Raw genomic sequence first — 21218 nt, 5'->3', positions numbered from 1 at the left:
CGCAGTGTTTCGCTTTATTGAAAGAGCGTAATGGAAAAGCGGAGCGGCGTCAACCGCTTGGGGCTGAAAAAACGGATAGGGGGAATGAGCAGATGGGATGCTACGTTCAAACCGAAGAAAATGTGAGTTTATTTGTCGAGGATATCGGGCAGGGACAGCCGATTGTTTTTCTGCATGGCTGGCCGCTCTGCCACAATATGTTTGAATATCAGATGAATGAACTGCCGAAAAAAGGGTTCCGCTGCATCGGCATTGATTTCCGGGGCTACGGCCAATCTGACAAGCCGTTTGAAGGATATGATTATGACACGATGGCTGATGATGTGAAGGCCGTCATCTACACGCTGGAGCTGAAGGATGCGGTGCTCGCCGGGTTTTCGATGGGCGGTGCCATCGCCATCCGTTACATGACAAGACACGGCGGGGCGGACATTAAAAAACTCATTTTAATGTCGGCGGCAGCCCCGGCATTTACAAAACGGCCTGATTATCCGTACGGCTTTCGAAAAAAAGACGTTGATGATTTGATTGCCGATTTTAAAAAAGACCGGCCGAAAGCGCTCGCCGATTTCAGCCGCATTTTCTTTGCGAAAAGCAAAACGCCGGAGTTCAGGCAATGGTTCCAGAATCTCGGTTTAAGCGCCTCATCTTACGGCACCCTTCATTCCGCCGCCGCTTTGCGGGATGAGGATTTACGCAAGGAGCTGAAGGATATTACAGTGCCGACACTGATTATGCACGGCGTGAAGGATAAGGTCTGTTCCGTTCATTTTGCGAAGGAGCTGAAGCGGCGGATTCAAAGTGCGAGCTTCATTCCTTTTGAAGAAAGCGGGCACGGCATCTTCTATGAAGAAAAAGACCGCCTTAATGAAGAAATCACCCGGTTTGCCAAAGAATAACGCGTCAAAAGCCCTGATAAGGAATATTCTTTTATCAGGGCTTTCGCTTGCCCGGCCGGAAAGTCAGGCAAGTTTTTTATACATGATCAGATGCGGACCGATGCCCGGAATGTCAAAGGTTTCGCCGATGCTTTTCCAGCCGAGCTTTTCATAATACCCTTTCACATGATATCTGGCGTTGCACCAGACAAGCGCCGCACCCATATCTGTCAGTGTCCGTTCTGCGTATGCAATTAATGTGCTTCCGGCTTTTTGCGTGCGGTATTCCGGGAGAGTCGCCATGCCGCGCAGCTGATAGGCGGGTGTTTCCTTTAATGTTTTTTGTTCTTGAGGATAGAAAGAGGCGATGCTGATCAGCGTCCCTTCGAAAAACGCCCCCAGATGAAAAGCGCCTGCCATGTTGTCCTGATCATATTTGCAATCCTCAATGGTCTGGTGAGGGCGCAGTATTTTATGTCTGATATTGTACGTATCTTCTGCGGTAATGGATTTTACTTCAAGCATGGCCATTCTCCTTTATCTGTTTCTTTTTCTTAATCGTACCATGAAAAGGCCGCCTGTCACATCAGGCGGCCTCATTTTTACCCGTATCAATGCAAATAGACATTTGTCCGCTTTTCATCCTTTTGCTTAATATAAGAGGCAAGCTCGGACGTCAAATCAGAACGGAGAAAAGGGGTGATTAAATAGATTCCGTTAAACAGCTCGCACGCCGTGTCAAGGAGGGACTTGGCGATGGCAAGGCCTTCGGTTTTCTGCTTCTGTTTATCCTCTCCGGCAAGCGCCATTTTTTCGCGGATGCCGTCTGACAGCTTAATACCGGGGATTTCATGATGGATGAACTCCGCGTTGCGGCTGCTTGTTAACGGCATTATCCCGATATATACCGGTGTTTGAAGATGCTTCGTTTCCTTGTGAATGTCAATGAGCTGCTGCTCTGAGTAGACAGGCTGGGAAACGAAATAATCGGCGCCGCACTCGATCTTTTTCTCCAGCCTTTTGACTGCCTTGTCAAGATGGCGGACATTCGGATTAAACGCGCCTGCCACGGAAAAACTGGTTTTTTTACCGAGCGGTTTTCCCGATAAGGAAATGCCTTCGTTGAACTGTTTAATCAGTCTGATCAAGTCAAAAGACGTTAAATCATAAACAGAGGTGGCCCCCGGAAAGTCGCCGATTTTTGAGGGGTCGCCCGTGATGGCTAAAATATCGGTGAGTCCGAGGGTATCAAGCCCCATTAAATGCGACTGAAGACCGATGATATTCCGGTCTCTGCATGTCAGATGGACGAGAGAACGAATATCAAGCCGCTCCTTTAATAAAGACCCGCAGGCGGCATTGCTGATCCTGGGCGTCGCGAGTGAATTGTCGGCGAGCGTCAGCGCCTCAATTCCGGTTTCCTTTAATTCAGCTGCCGCATGCAGAAATTTGTCAAAATTCAATTTTTTCGGCGGGTCAAGCTCCACAATAATCGAACGTTTTTTAGCGGCTATTTCGTTTAATCCCGGTTCGGCCCGTTCATCCCGGACAGCGATTACCTCTTCTTCCCGTCTGATTTTCACCTCTTTTTCCGTGACGGGAAGAAGCCCGCGGACTGCTTCCGCCATTGCCCGGATATGGTTTGGCGTCGTGCCGCAGCAGCCGCCGATAATCCGCGCGCCCTGCTTGCGGAATTCAACGGCGCTCTCACGGAAATAAGTGTTGTCTGTTTCATAAACAAGCCGGCCTTCTTCAAGAGACGGGAGACTGCTGTTCGGGTAGACGGATAAATAAGCGTCGCGGAAAATCGGCACTTCGGTGAGCGCCTCAATCATGTGATACGGGCCGAGACGGCAGTTAATGCCCGTTATATCAGCGCCGATGTCAGCAATCGACCTGAGCGCTTCCCTAAGCGGCGTGCCATCCTGAAGCACACCCTGCTCGTGCATCGATACATTGAGCATGATCGGGAGTTCCGTTTCCTTTCTCGCGATCTTTAATACTTCGCGCGCCTCCTCTAAATCATAATAGGTTTCTAACAGAAGGCCGTCCGGCTCTTCATGCAGTAAGAGATACAGCTGCTCCCGAAAGCTGCGTTTGATTTCTTCAAGGCTGTAGGCGTTTTTGTTAAAGGTGCGGATGCCGCCCATCGTTCCCAGCACATAGGCGCCGTCTGAGGAGGCACGCGCAATTTTGACCGCCTCCTGGTTAATTTTTTTCGTCTCATCCTCCAGTCCGTATCTCGACAGCTTAATGTAATTCGCCCCGTACGTGTTCGTTTGAATAATGTCGGCGCCTGCCTCCACGTAAGCCTTATGTATCCGTTTGATTTCCTCAGGCTTTGACACATTCAGCTCCTCAAAGCACCTGTCAATGCCATAGGAATAAAGCAGAGTTCCCATCGCTCCGTCGCCGATTAAAATCCGATGCTGCAAATCTTCCAATAGTCCCATTATTTGCCTCCTTCATTCACATTCAGCAAGGAAAAAAGAGAAATAAAAAAAGTCTTCTTAAGAAGAAGACTTTTTGATCATTTGTCTCTCTTCTTATCTTCCAAGCTGTTTTGTAAGCTTGCTGGATTTAGCACCTTGGTCACGGTTTTTATAAACCATTACACCGGTTGCTGAAGCGTCGTCGGGCCAGTCCCTCGGCTTCTCTTGATAAGAACGTTCATTTAATTGTCAATGGGTTTCCAAATGTTAACTCCGAAAATCCCTTTCTCCAAATTTACCGAAAATAGAGACAATAATCAATAGGAATCACACAATTTATCTAAAATTAATAAATTGAACATCAATCGGCAGGTCTGCCCCGCGGACGGCTGATATAATCTGCTGCAAATCATCTTTGTTTTTTCCGGTCACGCGCACTTGGTCATCCTGTATTTGTGATTTTACCTTCAAGCCGGAGTTTTTGATCACGGCATTGATTTTTTTCGCGTTGTCTTTATCAATGCCCTGCACAAGCTTCGCGCGCTGGCGCACCGTGCCGCCTGAGGCATTTTCGATTTTGCCGTATTCGATGTTTTTCGTCGGAACCTCGCGTTTAATCAGCTTGCCGCTAAGCACGTCTTTAAGCTGGTTTAATTTAAATTCGTCATCAGAAATCAGCACTAGTTCTTCTTTTTCTAATGTCACGTCACTTTTAGACCCTTTAAAGTCATAGCGGGTGCCGATTTCCTTCAGCGTCATTTGAATCGCGTTTTGCACCTCGGGAAATTCAACTTTGGATACAATATCAAAAGAACTTTCTTTTGCCATATGAAAACCTCCAATAACATTTCACTTATGTGTTGATTATAGTAGAATAAGGAGAAATGTCCAACAGCATAAAGCATGAATTTGTGTTTGTTGGTAAAAATGAGACAAACAACAGCCTATATGGGCGAAGCAGGAAGGACGATAACATGAGACCAGGGCAGCAGCTCACGTTGAGTATAGATCACCAAACCGATTTCGGGTATTTTTTAACGGACGGCGAGGATACGGTTCTTTTACATAACAGCGAAATCACAGAGGACATTGAAGATAAAGACGAAGTGGAGGTGTTTATTTACGTCGACCCTCAGGAAAGGCTCGCCGCGACGATGAAAAAGCCGCTTATCAGCTTTTATGACTACGGATGGGTGGAAGTGACGGATAAGGTGGAGGATATGGGCGTATTCGTCGACGTCGGCCTCTCAAAAGACGCGCTCGTAGCGACAGAGCATCTTCCTCCGTATGAATCCGTCTGGCCGCAAAAAGGCGACAGGCTGTATTGCATGCTGAAGGTGACAAACCGAGGACGCATGTTTGCCAAACCGGCGCCGGAGGACATCATCAGCGAATTATTTACGGATGCAGGCGAAGAGATGATGAATAAAGAACTGACGGGTACAGTGTACAGGCTGATCGCTTCCGGCTCGTTCATTATTACTGATGAAGGAATCCGCGGGTTTATTCATCCTTCTGAAAGAAAGGAAGAACCGAGACTCGGCAGCCGTGTGACGGGACGTGTCATTCAGGTGAAGGAAGACGGTTCAGTCAATATGTCGCTTCTCCCGAGAAAGCAGGACGCGCTTTCCGTTGACGCGGAAGAGATTCTGACATATTTAAGATCGAGAAACGGCGCAATGCCTTACGGGGACAAAAGCCATGCTGACGATATCCGCGAGCGGTTCAATTTAAGCAAAGCCGCCTTTAAACGGGCGCTCGGCCATCTGATGAAAAACGGCAAGGTTTATCAGGAGGACGGCTGGACGTACGAAAAACAATAAATTTTCTGCAAAAACATCGGTGGATACCACTGGTGTTTTTTTATTTCCTCTAAAACCGCAATATCCCTGATTATCTTTCTCCTCATGTTTGTTTTCGATAAAAATAAATATTTTATTGAAATAAAATATCATGACATGCAGACCGATATATAGAAAAAACCGTAAAGGAGATTTTCAATGAAAAAACTGGTGATATTTGCGGCTGTTCTGCTGATCGCACTCGGAGCAGCCGGATGTGCAAACAGCCAAACAGACGAAACGGCCGGGCGCGCGACGAAAAAAATCGGCATGATGCTGACGGACAATGGGCTTGGCGACCAGTCCTTTAATGATTCCGGTTTTCAAGGCTTAATAAAAGCAAGAGACGAGCTCGGCATCACATTTGATTACAGAGAAATAAAGGATGCCGGTACATATGAAAAAGGACTGACCCAGCTTGTAAAAGAAGGAAATGATCTTGTTGTGGGGCTTGGCTACAGCATGCAGCCAGATGTAGAGAAGGTCGCAAAAAAATATCCGAACCAGCAGTTTGTGCTGATTGATTCAGTGTCCGAACTGAAAAATGTCACCTCCGTTACCTTTAAAGAGGATGAGGGAAGCTATTTAGCCGGAGCGCTGGCCGCTATGACAACAAAAACGGGCACGATCGGTTTTATCGGCGGCTCGGATGCCGACGTCATTAAACGGTTTAAAAAAGGTTATTTGGAAGGAGCGAAATCAATCAAACCGAATATCCATGTCCTGTCTGAAATCAGCGGATCATTTGATAATGACAAGCTTGGGCAGCAGATCGCCAAACGAATGATTGATCAAAAGGCCGATGTTCTGTTTGCGGCGGCCGGTTTTACGGGTGTAGGGGCGCTGAAGGAAGCTGAGGCCGAAAAGAAATACGCGATAGGTGCGGACAGCGACCAGTATTACACTGCCGAACACGCCGTTATTTCCTCTTTAGTGAAAAACGTCGATCATGTGATTTATGAGCTGGCCAAAGATTTAAAAAACGGAAAGCGAATCAAAAGCGGCCAAATCGTTTACGGATTAAAAGAAAATGGCATGGATTTAGCCCAGATCAGAATCGTGCAGAATTCAGATAAGCTGACAAAAAAAATCACTGGTATGAAAAGCAAGCTGATCGAAAAGGGAGGGGAATGAACGTGACATTACGGACCAGACTTCTCGTTAATGCGGCCGTGACAATGATATGCTTTGCCGCAGTCATCGGTTTTACGATTGTAAACATGATGAAGATTCAAGCTTCAAATGAAGATGAGATTGAAGCGCTGTTAAGCGTCCAAGCGGCAAAGGCTGAACTCAATACTTTGAAAGAAAGCATCACAAGCTATTCCTACACGCTTGCCGATGCTCAGAAAGAGAGCGTCCGCACCTATATGAAAAACAGCTCCGGCCGGCTGAATGCGCTTCAAAAAACAATGACTGACCCGGCGGGAAAAGCCGCCTATGACAAGCTCGCCAAAAAATATGAGACATGGCAGACGGAGGGGGTTGCGGCCCTTAATACAAAGAGTCCGGCCGAAGCGACAAGGACAGCCGCCCGTATTAACGGCCTGCTGAATGACATTTACATGCTCAATCTCGAAAGCCGCAGCCGTTATGAACAGATGCAGAAACAAACGGCCGATCAAATTCAATTTATCGTATACAGCGCAGCGGCGTTAACGATCGTGCTCCTTACCGTCACCGTGCTGTCATCCATCAGGCTGACGACGAAAATTGCCGGGCCGATCCGCCGGATGGCCGAAAACGCCCGGCGGATCGCAGGCGGAAATCTGGCCGTTGAAAAACTAGATTACAGAGGCAAAGACGAGCTGAAAGAGCTGAATGATTCATTCGGAATCATGACAGAACAGCTCCGCACCTTAATCAAGGCGATCGGAGAGGTCGGCCGCGAAGTGGAAACATTTGCAGAAGGCCTGACGAAAGAAAACCAGACACTCACGGAAATGGCCGAGCAGGTGTCTGTATCAACGGAAGAAATGGCAAAAGGCTCACAAACCATTTCAGAAGACTTGCAGCATGCGGTGTTATTTATTGAAAAAATGGATGAGCACGCAAAGGCGAACGCTGAGCGCTCAAAACAGACGACGGCAAGCAGTGAGGACACCATTTCAGCGGTAGCTGCAGGCCGAAGCGCTTTAGCAGAAACAAAACAAGCGATTGACAAAAGCAATGAAACGTCAAAAGAAATCTCGAAAGCTGCAAATTTGTTCATAGAACACGCGGCGGGCATCAATATGATGGCACAAACCGTTTCCGAAATTGCCGGCCAGACAAATTTGCTTTCATTAAACGCCGCGATCGAGGCGGCAAGAGCCGGAGAAGCGGGGAAAGGGTTTGCCGTCGTAGCGGAGGAAATACGAAAGCTGGCAGACGGCTCAACAAAAGCGACCGGGCAGATTTTCGATATGGTGAAGCAAATTGAAGCCGGCATCACCTCTATAACAGGCGCCGTCAGCACCGGCGCCGCTTTAGCTGACAGACAGCAGGCGCTGATGGATAAAACATCCGGCTCCTTTGCGCACATTGAACAGAAAGCCGCGCACATTAAGGCAGAGCTTTCTCACTTAGACGGGCAGATCCGCGAATCGAAACAGCTTGGTGAGCAAGTGCTGCAGCATGCCGAAAGCATCAGCGCCGTCGTTCAGGAAACTGCTGCCGGAAGCGAAGAGATCTCAGCTTCAGCCCTCGAACAGCTGTCATCCTTTAAAAACATGACAGAAAGCGTCAATGCCTTGCGCAGCCTGACAGAACGGTTAAATGATCAGGTCCGCCGTTTTACATTGTAACGGAATTCCGCTCAATCCCTGATTTTTTGCCGTCTGACATGATTAACTTCTGAGTGAAACACAGATACTGAATATCATGTGTTTACATTCAACCTTTTTGTGAAAGGTGAAAAAAAGAAGGGAGGAATAGGGATGAATGAACAAATCCCGCATGAAAAGGGTCTTGATAACAGTCTGGCTTTATTGCGCGATGGATATGTATTTGTGAAAAACAGAGCGGAGAAGTACCGCTCGGATGTGTTTCGCGCCCGTTTATTAGGGAAGACATTCATTTGCATGAGCGGAGCGGAAGCCGCAAAGCTTTTTTATGACACAGAACGATTTCAGCGGCAGCATGCCCTTCCCAAGCGGGTGCAGAAAACGTTATTCGGCACAGGGGCAATTCAGGCAATGGACGGCGAACGGCATAAGCACCGGAAGCTTCTTTTTATGTCGCTGATGACGCCGCCCCGGCAAAAACAGCTTGCAGAAGCTGCGGCAAAACAGTGGAAAGCATCTGCGGAAAAATGGAAGGATAGAGACCAAATTGTCCTTTTTGATGAAGCGAAGCAAGTGCTGTGCCGGGCTGCCTGTGATTGGGCCGGCGTCCCGCTGAAAGACTCAGAAGTGAAGGAGCGGGCGGAGGATTTCAGCGCCATGGTAGACGCATTCGGAGCTGTCGGTCCGCGTCATTGGAAAGGCAGAAGGGCGAGGCCGAAAACGGAGAAATGGATAGCAGAGGTCATTGAGGATGTGCGGTCCGGCAAGCTGCAAACGCCGGAGGGCTCGGCCCTGTATGAAATGGCTTTTCATACAGAGCCGGACGGGAGCAGACTTGATTCTCACATGGCTGCCGTCGAGCTTATTAATGTTCTGCGCCCGATTGCCGCCATTTCTTACTTCATTGCGTTTTCCGCCCTGGCATTGCATGAACACCCTGAATATCGGAATAAGCTCAGGTCGGGAGATGATCAGGATGCCGAAAGATTTGTACATGAAGTGCGGAGGTATTACCCGTTCGCCCCGTTTTTAGGAGCCGTCGTGAAAAAGGATTTCGTGTGGAAGAACTGTGAGTTTAAAAAGGGCGCATCCGTCATGCTTGACCTATATGGGACAAACCATGATCCCCGGCTTTGGGAGAATCCGAATGAATTTCGTCCGGAACGCTTCCAAGGGCGGGAGGAAAATGAGTTTGATTTCATTCCTCAGGGCGGAGGTGATCCGGCTCACGGCCACCGCTGTCCGGGTGAGGGAATGACCGTGGAAGTGATGAAGGCTTCCCTTGCGTTTCTCGCCAATGAAATAGAGTACGATGTTCCGCCTCAAGATTTGAGCTTCAGTCTGTCCAGAATGCCGGCACTGCCAGAGAGCGGATTTGTGATAAGCCATGTAAGACGCAAATAGAACACAAAACAGCCCTCTTCCTGAACAAGAGGGCTGTTTTTGTGATCACAGATGATCGGGTTTTTTTGAATCTTGTTTTTTGCCTGCCTGGCGGTTTTTTTCGGCAAGCCGGTTCTTTTTCTGATTAAGGGCGTTATTGTCAAGCGGTTTTTTATCATCATCTTTCATTCGGCAAAGCCTCCCTTCCTTTCCTCTTAGGATGCCCGGCCGCATTTGAAATTATGGCTTTAAGAAAAAAATCGCAAGCGTTCCCGGCCCGGAATGAGCGCCGATGGCTGACCCGATTGAATGAAGAATAACCTCTTTCGGCTGAAACGCTTCTTCGATCTGCTGTTTCATGCTGAGAGCGGTATCTTCATTATCGGCATAGCTGATTCCCACAGTTTGGCTCTCCCAATCTCCGCCTTCCTCTTTCATCATCTCAATAATCCGCTTAAACAGTTTCTTCTGCCCCCGCATTTTTTCGAGCGGAACAAGTCTGCCGTCTTCCACATGCAGAATCGGTTTAATATTCAGCAGCCCGCCGACAAAAGCGGATGTTTTGGAAATTCTGCCGCCCCTCGCAAGGTAGGCTACATCATCCACTGTAAAAATGTGCTTCATATGTGCGCAAAAGTTCTTTACAGACGTTTCGATTTCTTGTATTGTATTCCCGTTAACACAGAGTGTTTGAGCGTGCATAACCGCAAGGCCGCAGCCTAATGAAGCGCACTGGGAATCGACGATCCGCAAGTCAAAATCGGGGAATTCCTCTTTTACTTCATTGGCGACCATCACAGCCGTCTGATAGGTGCCGGAAAGGCCTGAAGAAAAGGCGAGATAAAGCGCCGGCTCTCCCAGTTTTGCGTATTGCAAAAACACATTTTTAATAGTTTCCGGTGATGCCTGGGACGTTTTCGGTATTTTCCCATCATGCATTGCTTTAAATATATCATCCGCCTGAATGGTGACCGCGTCTTCATATTCTTTGCCGTCAAGTGACACATTAAGCGGAATAAACCCAATCTGGTTCGCCTCAAAATAAGAATTCGGCAAATCAGAGGCGCTGTCTGCAATAAGGTGAACTGTCATCATAATTCCCTTCTTTCCGGTATTCCTCAAATATGAGAGATATGCCAACTATATCATATAAATTTGGCAAAATTGTGTTCAAATATTTGTTTTAAGGGAAAAGCTAATAATGAAAATGAGCGGAGGAGCAAGCTATGGTACTAGAACAATCAAAAAAATTAGCAATCGTCGTTATCGGCGCGTTTCTGAACGCGGCCGGGCTGAATTTATTTCTCATTCCGGCGAATGTGTATGCGAGCGGCTTTACCGGAGTCGCACAGCTGTTATCAAGCGTCGTTGACCAATACGCCCCCTTTTATATTTCGACAGGAGTGCTCTTGTTCCTCTTAAATATTCCGGTCGGCGTTTTAGGGTGGCGGAAGGTCGGAAAATCATTCACGATTTACAGCGTGTTAAGCGTCGCGCTGACCACCGTCTTTATGGGGATTCTGCCCGAAAAAAGCCTGTCGCATGATATCCTTTTGAATGCGGTATTCGGAGGGGTGATATCGGCTGTAGGGATCGGGATTACGCTGAAATACGGCGCATCAACGGGCGGTCTCGATATTGTCGCGATGGTGCTTGCGAAATGGAAGGATAAACCGGTCGGCACGTATTTCTTCATCTTAAACGGGATTATCATTTTGACGGCAGGATTATTGCAAGGATGGGAGAAAGCATTATATACCCTTGTCACACTGTATGTCACAACAAGGGTGATTGACGCCATCCATACCCGCCACATGAAGCTGACCGCCATGATCGTCACGAAAAAAGCCGAAGAAATCAAAGAAGCGATTTACGGAAAAATGGTCCGCGGCATTACGACAGTGCCGGCAAAGGGCGCTTACACAAACGAACAGAAAGAAATGATGATCATCGTCATCACGCGGTATGAACTGTACGACTTAGAGAAGATCGTAAAAGAAGTCGATCCGAAAGCCTTCACGAACATCGTCCAAACGACTGGGATTTTTGGTTTCTTCAGAAAAGACTAAATAGGAGCGGATAGAATGAAATGGCTGTTTGGCCTGCTTTTCCCGGTCATTTTATTGATCGGATGCAGCAGTCAATCCGGGCAGAAGGAGCCCGCAGAGGAGGTATCGGGAGAGATGAATGAACAGCAAGTTGAATTGGCCGTTAATCCTGTGCAGACTGATCACCAAATTGAGTTTCAAATGTCCTTAAAAAACAAAGGCGCAAACCCGATCGACTTTACATTCAGCTCAGGACAGAAATTCGAATTGACCGTACATGACCAGCATAATAAGGAGCTGTACCGTTATTCAAAAGACAGAATGTTTACCCAGGCGTTCCAGACCGTCACATTAATGCCGAATGAAACGTATGACTTTTCAGATGTATGGAAAAACGCACCTGGTCCGGGGACATACACAGTGACAGTGACATTTTTAGGAAAGTCCGATCAGATCGGAAAAAGGCTGAAAATGGTAAAAACATTTGAAGTGAAGTAAAAGAAAAGCGGCCGCTTGGTTGAAAACCAGCGCCGTTTTTTGTTAAAAAGAAAAACCTGCGGAATCCCGCAGGTTATTGCAATTTCTCCAGCTGATCCTGAAATTGGTGCAGCTGCTGACGTTCTGCATCTGTCGAATTGGCGTACGCGGAAGATACGGCATTTTTAGCCCGTAAGACGGCTTTTTGCCGGTCGCCGTCTTCGAAACCGTTCGCAATCATGACAGCCTGCTGGACAAATGATTTTGCCTGAGAAAACAATTCGTTTCTCATTAATAATCGACCTGTCTTTCAGCAGTTTCTTTTGCGCCGTCGTGCTGCGCGTCCGCTAATGTAGACCGATATGGAAATCTTGCGTCATGTAGGCTGACAGAGTCCTTGCCTTGCTGAATAAACCGTTTTGATTTGTTTCGTTTACCCATTGCAATTTCCCCCTTCCATACTTTGACGAGATGAGTCGTCTCTTTTAGTATGGACGGGCTGCGGCGGGTTATAAGTGGGAAAAAATTAATATCCATTCCTATAGTGAAAAATAGTCCTTCAAAAACCGGGCGATGCCGTCCGCTTCGTTTGTATCCGTGATGCGGTCCGCCGCCTGTTTTGCTTCATCCGTTCCGTTTCCCATTGCCACGCCGCATCCGGCAAATCGGAGCATTTCCAGATCGTTATCTTCATCGCCGAATGCGATGATCCGCTCTCTCGGAACTTGATAATAGTCGCTGATTTTCTTCAGCCCCACCGCTTTATTCATGCCGTGCTTAATAATTTCAATCACATGCCACGGTGCGGCCCATCTTCTGTGGTCAATCACTTCGGCGTGGACATCGGATAGATGTGCCCGTATGCCCGCAACATCCTCTTCCTTTGCGTGGATTAACACGGACGTCACATCCTCTTTTACGGTTTCGCGCAAATCGCCGAACGTGACACGCGCCATGTTCATATGAAAGGCCTCGATTAAATGCTCATCATGGTAATGGAAATAAACGTCATCAATGACTTCTGCAAGCACGTTATGTATCTGATAAGTATCAGTGAGATCAGCGAGCTGCTTAACCACGTCAACAGATAAAGACGTGTGGTAGCGGCCCCATGAATCGTCTTTCGGATGATGGACAAATGCCCCGTTAAAATTGACAATCGGCGTTGTAAGCTCCAGCTCTTCGTAATACATCGAACTGGAACGGAACGGGCGCCCCGTTGAGATGCAAACATGGTGGCCGGCCTCTTTGAGCAATCGGATCGTCCGGGCTGTTTCATGGGATATGGTTTTATCATCTTTTAGCAAGGTTCCGTCTAGGTCTAAGGCAATGATATAAGGTTTTGTCTCCATACATAACTCCTTCAATCATATATTTTGCTGCTTTTCTCTTATGTACAGTGTAGCTTTTTACCATCTTTATTGTCTACATGTTACACTTATGATTATGGTTATCCTAAGGAGGGAGTCATCGTGATTCAAATTGATCATCAAAACGTATCAGACATTCCGTTTTTACATATTGTAAAAGAAGAATACCGAGACCGTGCCGTCCCTCTCGTTTTCTTTATCCACGGATTTACAAGCGCCAAGGAGCATAATCTTCATTTTGCCTACCTGCTTGCTGAAAAAGGGTTCAGGGCAGTGCTGCCGGAAGCCCTTTACCACGGGGAACGCGCTGAACAATTATCGGCAGAAGAGCTTTCTGTCCATTTTTGGGACATCGTCTTAAATGAAATCAGCGAGCTCCGTGTGCTGAAGGAGGACTTTGAAGCGCGGGGCCTGATCGAGGAGGGGCGAATCGGGCTTGCGGGCACGTCGATGGGCGGCATTACGACACTCGGCGCAATGGCTGCGTATGATTGGGTCAAAGTCGGCGTCAGTCTGATGGGAAGCCCGAATTACACGGCATTTTTTCAGCAGCAGATTGACTATGTACAACAGCAGGGAATGGACATTAACGTCAGCCAGGAGAAAGTCGATGAATTGTTTGAGCGCCTGAAAATGTTTGATCTCAGCCTGCAGCCTGAAAAATTACGCAATCGTCCGCTGTTATTTTGGCACGGGGTCAAAGACAAAGTCGTTCCGTATGCGCCGACCCGCTGCTTTTATGAAACAATCAAACCGCATTACAGCGAACGGCCTGAGCTTCTTCAATTTATTAAAGACGAGCGGGCGGATCATAAAGTGCCCAGACATGCCGTATTAGAAACCGTCGCATGGTTTCATAAGCATTTATAGAGCACAAAGGTGTTAAGATAAGCAGGTTTTACGTTATACTGAAGAAAAAGGAGTGATGGAACCGTGGAGGAAGCATTAAAAGAAAACATCATGGGCGCTTTGGAGCAGGTCGTTGACCCTGAGCTCGGCGTCGACATCGTCAATCTCGGCCTTGTATATGACGTTGATATGGATGATGACGGCCTTGCGCACGTCACAATGACATTGACATCAATGGGATGTCCGCTCGCCCCGATTATCGTCGATGAGGTGAAAAAAGCCCTCGCCGATATTCCGGATGTAAAAGAGACGGAAGTTCACATCGTGTGGAACCCGCCATGGACAAGGGATAAAATGTCACGTTACGCGAAAATTGCATTAGGCATTCAATAATAAGAAAGGCAGCCTGTTTCGGGCAGCCTTTTTTTCCAATATAGAGGGAGTGAGAGCCGTTGATGTATCTGTTAGCCGTTATTTGCCCGCCGCTTGCCGTACTGTTTTCCGGCCGGCCGATTCAAGCCGTATTAAACCTGATTCTGACCGCTTTCTTTTGGCTGCCGGGCGCCATTCATGCCTGCTTTGTCGTTGCGGACCGGCGCGCTGAAAAAAGAGCGAGGCGCTAAAAAAACCCGATTGCTCCATCATTCGGGTTTTTTGCGGTTTCGGTTTAAAAAGGAAAAAAGAGGGCGCGAGCGTGTTATAATAAACCGGCTGCATTCAGGGGGGACGCCATGAAGAAAAAAACACTTCTAATCACCTTATGTGCCGTCTGTATGTATACGGTGCTGTTCGCCTTTTCTGTTTATCACAAAGATAAAGAGCGGCAAAACGGCACCGTGACGGATGTGAGCCGGCTGATGCCCGTAAAAATTAAGCAGACGGTCAAGGGAAAAGAAAAAGAGACGCTGATCGAAACGATAAACGAAGCAAAGCGCAAGCATCTGAAAATTTCAATCGCCGGCGCCCAGCATTCAATGGGCGGCCAGACCTATTATGAGGATGGCATTGTTCTCGATATGACGGGCTATAACAAAATACTCGGGCTCGATCAGAAGAAAAAAATCATCACAGTGCAGGCGGGAGCGACATGGAATGATATTCAGCGCTATGTCAATCCGTACGGACTTGCGGTAAAGGTCATGCAATCACAAAACATCTTTACGGTCGGCGGTTCACTGAGCGCCAATGCCCACGGACGGGATATCCGGTACGGCTCGCTGATTGATACGGTCAAATCCTTTCATCTTTTGCAGGCAGACGGCAAAGTGATTACTGTCACACCGAAAGATGAGCTGTTTTCTGCCGTCATCGGAGGCTACGGGCTGTTCGGAGTCATTCTTGATGCCGATATTGAACTGACTGACGATGAGCTCTATCAAATGCAGACGAAGCGTATGAACGCTGATACATACAGTCAATATTTTATCAAAAACGTTCAGCGCAACCCTGGAGTCCGTATGCATCTTGCCCGGATTGCAACCGGAGAAAAAGGCTTTTTGCACGATATGTATGTGACCAATTACACACTGGCCGAAAACCAGCAGGAATTAAACCAGTACGACGAACTGAAAGAAGACGAACATCCGTCGCTGACGAAGTTTGCGCTCGGTCTGTCCCGCCGGTATGACTGGGGGAGAAACTGGCTCTGGTCGGCACAGCAATCCTATTTTCTCAGTCAAAACGGCACGAAAATCACAAGAAACAACGTGATGCGGTCAGAGTCCAAATTTTCAGAATATGAAAACGGAGACAATACCGACGTGCTTCAAGAATACTTCGTGCCCGTCCGCGAATTTGCACCGTACATCGATGATTTGCGGCAGACATTGTCACATGAAGACCTGAATCTTGTGAACATTACGATCCGCTACGTGCAAAAGAATGAAAAAGCCGATCTGTCATACGCGAAGGATGACATGTTTTCGCTCGTCCTTTTAATTAATGAAGGATTTTCAAAAGCGGATCAGGCGGATACGGCGCGCATCATCAGAAAAATGACGGATACGGCATTGCAGCATCACGGCAGCTATTATCTTCCGTATATGTTATATCAAACGAAAGAACAAATGCAGCGGGCCTATCCGAAAAGCGATACGTTCTTTCAGAAAAAACGGAAGTATGATCCGGACGATCTGTTTATGAATTACTTTTACCAGAGGTACAAAACATGAAACGCGATAATTTAAAATGGCTGATTCTTTCTCAAAGCAGCGTCTTTTTTGCCAGCAGCTTGATCTTTCCTTTCTACATTTTATTTATTAAAAACATCGGCTCCAGCTACACGCAATTCGGTCTGTCGTACGGCTTGTTCGGCTTAAGCGGGGCGCTGATCCATCCGCTGCTCGGCCGCCTGTCGGCAAAAGTGGAATCCCGGTACTTTCTCATGTCCAATTCATGGGGCATGGCGGTGCTTCTGCTTACGTTCCCGCACATTACCGATGTGTATCAAGTCTACATTGTTCAGGTTTTGCTAGGGCTGTTCGGAGCGATGCAAAAAACACGGCGAAAAGATTTTGATTGCCGATTATACCGACAGCGGAGAACGAGGCAGAAAAATCGGCAGCTACCATTTCTGGACTGCCGTTTTTTCCGCGGCGGCCATCATCCTTGGCGGCTTTCTCGCTGATTTTTTTACGGTGCATATCATTTTTTACGCCAGCTCGATATTGTTTTTTATAAGCGGGCTGATGATGAAAACAGGCTGATAGATTCAGTCTGTTTTTTTATTTTCTGCTGCTGTAATCGGGCAGCGGCACCTTTTTCTGAAAACCCTGCTGAGAGGGATTTTTTTGACCGGAAATATACTTGGAAAATGGATGAAAAAATATTAAATATACAATTGAATTAATTTTTATTCATGTTATAATGTTAAATAATTTCACAAAAACCAAGAAGGTGAACTCGTTGAGAATAGGAATAATAGGCGCAACTGGTTACGGAGGCGCCGAGCTTGTCAGGATTCTAAATCATCACCCTTATGCAGAAGAATGTATATTATATTCATCAAGCGGAGAAGGGAATGCATATACTGATTCATATCCGCATTTAAGGAATCTGACAAAACAATCACTCCAGCCCATTCATATAGAAACGATCCGAAAAGAAATAGATGTCATGTTCATGGCAGCGCCTCCCGGTGTTTCCGGCGAGTGGTCGCCGCAGCTTGCGGCAGCGGGAATCCCGGTCATTGACCTCTCAGGCGATTTAAGGATTCAAAATCCCGCCGTGTATGAAAAGTGGTATAAGCGGAAATCCGCGCCGAAAGAAACGATCCAAAATGCGGTGTACGGCTTAGCCGAGCTTCAAAAAGAAGAGATTCAAACGGCAAAGCTGATCGCCAATCCGGGATGTTTTCCGACGGCCGTGCTGCTCGGACTCGCCCCGCTGGCGCAGAAAAAGCTTTTGCATGATTCATTTGTTATTATCGATGCGAAAACAGGCGTATCCGGAGCCGGCCGAAAAGCGTCCATGGCCGCACATTATTCTGAGCTGAATGATAATTTCAAGATTTATAAAGTCAATGAGCACCAGCATACACCTGAAATTGAGCAGCAATTAACGGCATGGCAGCCGAGTTTGAAACCCGTTACTTTCTCAGCGCATCTGGCGCCGATGACAAGAGGAATTATGGCGACGATCTATACGGAAGTAACGTCAGACATGTCTTCCGCACAAATAAGAGAGCTGTATTCGGAATTTTACCAAGATTCATATTTTGTGAGAATCAGGCCGGAGGGTGAATACCCGGCGACAAAAGAAGTGTACGGCAGCAATTTTTGCGATATCGGCGTCACCATTGATGAAAGAACAAACCGGGTCACCATCGTTTCTGTCATAGATAACCTGATGAAAGGCGCCGCAGGGCAGGCGGTCCAAAATTTAAATATTATGAATGGCTGGAAGGAAGAAACAGGGCTTACGATGACGCCAGTCTATCCATAAAACAGGAGAGGAATTCTGAATATGATTCAACTGAGTCAGGAAATAACGAAAGTCAAAGGCGGCGTAACCTCGCCAAAAGGATTTGAAGCAAAAGGCGTTCACTGCGGATTGCGTTATTCAAAAAAAGACCTCGGCGCGATTATCAGCGAGACGCCGGCAGCAAGCGCCGCAGTTTATACGCAGAGCCATTTTCAGGCCGCCCCGCTTAAAGTGACGCAAGACAGCTTCAAAAAAGGAGCGGTGCTGCAGGCGGTTATCGTGAACAGCGCGATTGCCAACGCCTGCACCGGAGATCAAGGCTTACAAGACGCCTATCAAATGCGGGAAAGCTTCGCCGGGCTGCTCGGCATTGAACCGGAGCTTGTTGCCGTTTCATCGACGGGCGTCATCGGTGAGCTTTTAGACATGAAGAAAATCCAGACCGGCATTGAGCTTCTGAACGCAGCGCCTGCGGTGTCGGGCGCTTTTGAAGAAGCGATTTTGACGACGGATACGGTCATTAAACAGACGTGTTACGAGCTGATGATCGGGGGTCAAAAAATAACGATAGGCGGAGCTGCAAAAGGCTCGGGAATGATCCATCCCAACATGGCCACCATGCTCGGCTTTGTCACGACAGACGCGGCTGTGGAAGAACAGGCTCTGCAAAAAGCGCTGCGGGAGGTCACAGACGTTTCCTTTAATCAAATCACCGTTGACGGAGAAACATCGACGAATGACATGGTGCTTGTGATGGCAAACGGCTGTGCTGGAAATGAATGCTTAACGGAGCAGCATCCGGACTGGCCGGTTTTTAAAAAGGGCTTAAAGCTTGCCTGCGAAGACCTTGCTAAAGAGATTGCCAGAGATGGCGAGGGGGCGACAAAATTAATTGAAGCCCAAGTCGAGGGAGCGAAAAACAATCTGGAAGCAAACGTCATTGCCAAAAAAATCGTCGGCTCAAGCCTTGTTAAAACCGCCGTTTACGGCACCGACGCCAACTGGGGCCGCATTATCGGAGCGATCGGACACAGTGCAGCCAGCGTAACGGCCGAACGAGTGGAAGTATTTCTCGGAGGGCAGTGCCTGTTCAGAAACAATGAGCCTCAGCCGTTTTCAGAAACCGATGCGAAGGAATATTTAACCGGCGGCGAGATTGTGATCGCGGTCCGGCTGCACGAAGGCGACGGACGCGGCCGGGCATGGGGCTGTGATTTAACCTATGATTATATCAAAATCAATGCGAGCTATCGCACGTAATAAAGGGGAGCGGCATGAAGAAAACCATTGTTTTTAAATGCGGGGGAAGTGTGATTCGCGAGTTATCCGCCGCTTTTTTTCAAAATGTAAAAGAACTCATGCAAGCAGGCTGGAACATTGCCATCGTTCACGGGGGCGGCCCGGAAATAACAAATATGCTGAAGAGATTAAACATTGAAACAGAATTCGTCGGAGGCCAGAGGAAAACCACCAAACCGGTATTGGAAGTCGCAGAAATGGTGCTGTCAGGAACGGTCAATAAATTTTTTGTGGCGGAGCTTTCCAGAAATGGATTAAAGGCTGCGGGTATATCGGGGAAGGACGGCGGTCTTTTGAAGGCGTCCTACCTGGACCAAGACAAATACGGCGAAGTGGGCGAGATCACAAACACCGACCCGTCGATTATTCAAGCTTTAATGAAAGACGGCATCATCCCCGTCATCGCCCCGCTTTCTATGACGAATGAGTGTGAAACGCTAAACGTAAACGCAGATGTGGCGGCTACAGCCGTAGCTGCGGCATTGAACGCCGATAAGCTCATGTTTGTCACCGACGTCGAAGGGATTATGAACGGCCAAAACCGGCTCGATGTCTTGACGCCGCAAGAGGTTCAGTCACTCATTAATGAAGGAGTGATTTCAGGAGGCATGATTCCGAAGGTGAAATCGGCTTTATCAGCTTTGAACGAAGATGTGTCGGAAGTCATGATCGTAAACGGAAAAGGAGCGTTTTTTACAGACCGCACCTTCCAAGGGACAAAAATCGTCAAGGAAAAGGAGATTGTGTCATGAGCAGCTTATTTCAAACCTACAGCCGCTGGCCTATCGATATTAAAAAAGCGAAAGGAACGATCGCGGAGGATCAAAACGGAAAAACGTATCTCGACTTTATCCAAGGTATCGCCGTTTCCAATCTCGGGCATTGCCATGATGCAGTGACAGAAGCAGTCAAAGAACAGCTCGGCAGCGTCTGGCATGTTTCCAACCTATTTGATAATTCTCTTCAGGAAAAAGCCGCGGCGAAGCTTGCTGAGCACAGCGCGGGCGATCTTGTTTTCTTTTGCAACAGCGGGGCGGAAGCTAATGAAGGAGCAATTAAACTCGCACGAAAAGCAACGGGAAAAACAAAAATCGTCACATTCAATCAATCCTTCCACGGGCGTACTTATGCGGGAATGGCCGCTACAGGCCAAGACAAAATCAAAACCGGCTTCGGCCCGATGCTCGAAGGCTTTCATTATCTGCCGTTTAATGATCCGTCTGCATTCAGCACGCTGGCACAGGAAGAGGATATTGCCGCCGTCATGCTTGAAACGGTGCAGGGAGAAGGCGGAGTCCATCCCGCAGACCCGGAATTCATCGCCGCTGTACAGATATTTTGCAATCAGAAAAAAGCGCTGCTCATCATAGACGAAATTCAAACCGGAATCGGCCGGACGGGCAAAGCATTCGGCTATGAGCATTTCAGCCTCAGCCCGGATATTATCACGGTTGCCAAAGGCTTAGGAAACGGCTTCCCGGTTGGAGCCGTCATCGGTAAAAAGAAGCTGGGGGAAGCCTTTACGCCGGGCTCTCACGGCACGACCTTCGGCGGAAACAAGCTTGCAATGGCAGCGGTGAATGCGACGCTCCAAACCGTTTTTCAGCCGGACTTTCTCCAAGAGGCGGCGGACAAAGGCCGTTTTCTTCAAGCACAGCTGAAAAGTGAGCTGACAGGTCCTTTTATAAAACAAATTCGCGGAAAAGGATTATTAGTCGGAATTGAATGCGCCGGTCCTGTTTCCGGCATCATCGGAGATCTGCAGGAGCGCGGGCTTTTGGTGCTTCCGGCGGGCCCGAATGTCATCAGGCTTCTTCCTCCGCTTACGGTATCTAAAGAAGACATCACAACAGCCGTCAGCAAACTGAAAGAAGCGATCGAAGCGCATTCCGCGGTCAATCAATAATTTTTTTTAGTTATAAAGGTATAAAGATACATTTATTTAATTAATTATT

23 protein-coding genes, 1 pseudogene and 1 riboswitch are annotated in these 21218 nt (G+C 47.8%); of the genes and pseudogenes, 16 read left to right on the top strand and 8 right to left on the bottom strand.

Annotated elements, in window-relative coordinates; all coding sequences use genetic code 11:
• The first annotated feature begins 92 nt into the window (after positions 1 to 92).
• A complete protein-coding gene (locus tag J7E26_RS07810; protein ID WP_214800876.1) occupies positions 93 to 899 on the top strand; it encodes an alpha/beta fold hydrolase in 807 nt (268 codons plus the stop codon).
• A gap of 63 nt (positions 900 to 962) precedes the next feature.
• On the opposite strand, the gene J7E26_RS07805 is transcribed toward J7E26_RS07810, so the two are convergent.
• From J7E26_RS07805 to J7E26_RS07795, 3 genes are all read right to left on the bottom strand, one after another.
• On the bottom strand, positions 963 to 1403 hold the full coding sequence (locus J7E26_RS07805; RefSeq protein WP_214800878.1) for a GNAT family N-acetyltransferase: 441 nt from the start codon (positions 1401 to 1403) through the stop codon (positions 963 to 965).
• A gap of 86 nt (positions 1404 to 1489) precedes the next feature.
• Positions 1490 to 3331 carry a bifunctional homocysteine S-methyltransferase/methylenetetrahydrofolate reductase gene (locus J7E26_RS07800; protein ID WP_214800880.1) on the bottom strand — a complete coding sequence of 614 codons (1842 nt, stop codon included), beginning with the start codon at positions 3329 to 3331 and terminating at the stop codon, positions 1490 to 1492.
• 90 nt (positions 3332 to 3421) lie between these two features.
• Positions 3422 to 3545: riboswitch (SAM riboswitch) on the bottom strand.
• Positions 3546 to 3646: 101 nt separating this feature from the next.
• Positions 3647 to 4138, bottom strand: coding sequence for a YajQ family cyclic di-GMP-binding protein (locus J7E26_RS07795; RefSeq protein WP_061521780.1), 492 nt, complete (start codon positions 4136 to 4138; stop codon positions 3647 to 3649).
• Positions 4139 to 4284: 146 nt separating this feature from the next.
• Here J7E26_RS07795 and J7E26_RS07790 point away from each other — a divergent pair, with 146 nt between their 5' ends.
• The 4 genes from J7E26_RS07790 to cypC all read left to right on the top strand — a co-directional run bounded on the left by J7E26_RS07790 (position 4285) and on the right by cypC (position 9320).
• Positions 4285 to 5133, top strand: coding sequence for a CvfB family protein (locus J7E26_RS07790; protein ID WP_214800882.1), 849 nt, complete (start codon positions 4285 to 4287; stop codon positions 5131 to 5133).
• Positions 5134 to 5310: 177 nt separating this feature from the next.
• Positions 5311 to 6285, top strand: a complete 975-nt coding sequence (locus J7E26_RS07785; protein WP_214800884.1) for a BMP family lipoprotein — start codon at positions 5311 to 5313, stop codon at positions 6283 to 6285.
• Between the two features lie 2 nt (positions 6286 to 6287).
• Positions 6288 to 7937, top strand: a complete 1650-nt coding sequence (locus tag J7E26_RS07780) for a methyl-accepting chemotaxis protein (protein WP_214800886.1) — start codon at positions 6288 to 6290, stop codon at positions 7935 to 7937.
• Positions 7938 to 8069: 132 nt separating this feature from the next.
• Positions 8070 to 9320, top strand: a complete 1251-nt coding sequence (gene cypC, locus J7E26_RS07775; protein WP_214800893.1) for a CYP152 family fatty-acid peroxygenase CypC — start codon at positions 8070 to 8072, stop codon at positions 9318 to 9320.
• A 45-nt stretch (positions 9321 to 9365) separates the two neighbouring features.
• Here cypC and J7E26_RS07770 read toward each other — a convergent pair whose 3' ends face one another.
• Together J7E26_RS07770 and J7E26_RS07765 are read right to left on the bottom strand one after the other, a co-directional pair.
• Entirely contained in the window at positions 9366 to 9488 is a 123-nt protein-coding gene (locus tag J7E26_RS07770; protein WP_214800895.1) for a DUF3941 domain-containing protein, read from the bottom strand.
• Positions 9489 to 9539: 51 nt separating this feature from the next.
• Positions 9540 to 10391: a DegV family protein gene (locus J7E26_RS07765; protein WP_214800897.1), complete on the bottom strand. Its 852-nt coding sequence runs from the start codon at positions 10389 to 10391 to the stop codon at positions 9540 to 9542.
• A 134-nt stretch (positions 10392 to 10525) separates the two neighbouring features.
• Between J7E26_RS07765 and J7E26_RS07760 the strand changes: the two genes are divergently transcribed.
• Positions 10526 to 11368: a YitT family protein gene (locus J7E26_RS07760; protein ID WP_214800899.1), complete on the top strand. Its 843-nt coding sequence runs from the start codon at positions 10526 to 10528 to the stop codon at positions 11366 to 11368.
• A 15-nt stretch (positions 11369 to 11383) separates the two neighbouring features.
• Complete coding sequence (locus J7E26_RS07755) at positions 11384 to 11845, top strand: BsuPI-related putative proteinase inhibitor (protein WP_214800900.1); 462 nt, start codon at positions 11384 to 11386, stop codon at positions 11843 to 11845.
• Positions 11846 to 11918: 73 nt separating this feature from the next.
• On the opposite strand, the gene J7E26_RS07750 is transcribed toward J7E26_RS07755, so the two are convergent.
• From J7E26_RS07750 to J7E26_RS07740, 3 genes are all read right to left on the bottom strand, one after another.
• Positions 11919 to 12116 carry a DUF3813 domain-containing protein gene (locus tag J7E26_RS07750; protein WP_061521787.1) on the bottom strand — a complete coding sequence of 66 codons (198 nt, stop codon included), beginning with the start codon at positions 12114 to 12116 and terminating at the stop codon, positions 11919 to 11921.
• Complete coding sequence (locus J7E26_RS07745; RefSeq protein ID WP_214800902.1) at positions 12116 to 12265, bottom strand: hypothetical protein; 150 nt, start codon at positions 12263 to 12265, stop codon at positions 12116 to 12118. Before J7E26_RS07745 ends, J7E26_RS07750 begins: the two co-directional genes overlap by 1 nt.
• A gap of 98 nt (positions 12266 to 12363) precedes the next feature.
• Entirely contained in the window at positions 12364 to 13176 is an 813-nt protein-coding gene (locus J7E26_RS07740) for a Cof-type HAD-IIB family hydrolase (protein ID WP_214800904.1), read from the bottom strand.
• A gap of 120 nt (positions 13177 to 13296) precedes the next feature.
• On the opposite strand from J7E26_RS07740, the gene J7E26_RS07735 reads away from it, so the two are divergent.
• From J7E26_RS07735 to J7E26_RS07695, 9 genes and pseudogenes are all read left to right on the top strand, one after another.
• Positions 13297 to 14064, top strand: a complete 768-nt coding sequence (locus tag J7E26_RS07735) for a prolyl oligopeptidase family serine peptidase (protein ID WP_214800906.1) — start codon at positions 13297 to 13299, stop codon at positions 14062 to 14064.
• Positions 14065 to 14127: 63 nt separating this feature from the next.
• Positions 14128 to 14436 carry a metal-sulfur cluster assembly factor gene (locus J7E26_RS07730; protein ID WP_214800909.1) on the top strand — a complete coding sequence of 103 codons (309 nt, stop codon included), beginning with the start codon at positions 14128 to 14130 and terminating at the stop codon, positions 14434 to 14436.
• Positions 14437 to 14495: 59 nt separating this feature from the next.
• Positions 14496 to 14666 carry a YqaE/Pmp3 family membrane protein gene (locus J7E26_RS07725; protein WP_214800911.1) on the top strand — a complete coding sequence of 57 codons (171 nt, stop codon included), beginning with the start codon at positions 14496 to 14498 and terminating at the stop codon, positions 14664 to 14666.
• Between the two features lie 108 nt (positions 14667 to 14774).
• The gene (locus tag J7E26_RS07720; RefSeq protein WP_214800913.1) at positions 14775 to 16214 is read left to right on the top strand and encodes an FAD-binding oxidoreductase; all 1440 of its coding nucleotides are present in this window, start codon (positions 14775 to 14777) and stop codon (positions 16212 to 16214) included.
• Positions 16211 to 16748: pseudogene (locus J7E26_RS07715) on the top strand (MFS transporter). Before J7E26_RS07720 ends, J7E26_RS07715 begins: the two are co-directional and overlap by 4 nt.
• 199 nt (positions 16749 to 16947) lie before the next feature.
• Complete coding sequence (gene argC / locus J7E26_RS07710) at positions 16948 to 17985, top strand: N-acetyl-gamma-glutamyl-phosphate reductase (protein WP_214800915.1); 1038 nt, start codon at positions 16948 to 16950, stop codon at positions 17983 to 17985.
• Positions 17986 to 18006: 21 nt separating this feature from the next.
• Positions 18007 to 19224, top strand: coding sequence for a bifunctional ornithine acetyltransferase/N-acetylglutamate synthase (gene argJ / locus J7E26_RS07705; RefSeq protein WP_214800917.1), 1218 nt, complete (start codon positions 18007 to 18009; stop codon positions 19222 to 19224).
• A gap of 14 nt (positions 19225 to 19238) precedes the next feature.
• Positions 19239 to 20015 (top strand): acetylglutamate kinase, encoded by a 777-nt coding sequence (gene argB, locus J7E26_RS07700; protein ID WP_214813227.1) that lies wholly within the window; start codon positions 19239 to 19241, stop codon positions 20013 to 20015.
• The gene (locus J7E26_RS07695) at positions 20012 to 21169 is read left to right on the top strand and encodes an acetylornithine transaminase (protein WP_214800921.1); all 1158 of its coding nucleotides are present in this window, start codon (positions 20012 to 20014) and stop codon (positions 21167 to 21169) included. Before argB ends, J7E26_RS07695 begins: the two co-directional genes overlap by 4 nt.
• The last annotated feature ends 49 nt before the right edge of the window (positions 21170 to 21218 follow it).

Origin of the sequence: Bacillus sp. ISL-51 (assembly GCF_018613535.1) — a bacterium.
GTDB lineage: Bacteria > Bacillota > Bacilli > Bacillales > Bacillaceae > Bacillus.
Note: the sequence above shows the minus strand (reverse complement) of the source record. Positions and strands in the feature narration are given on the sequence as shown.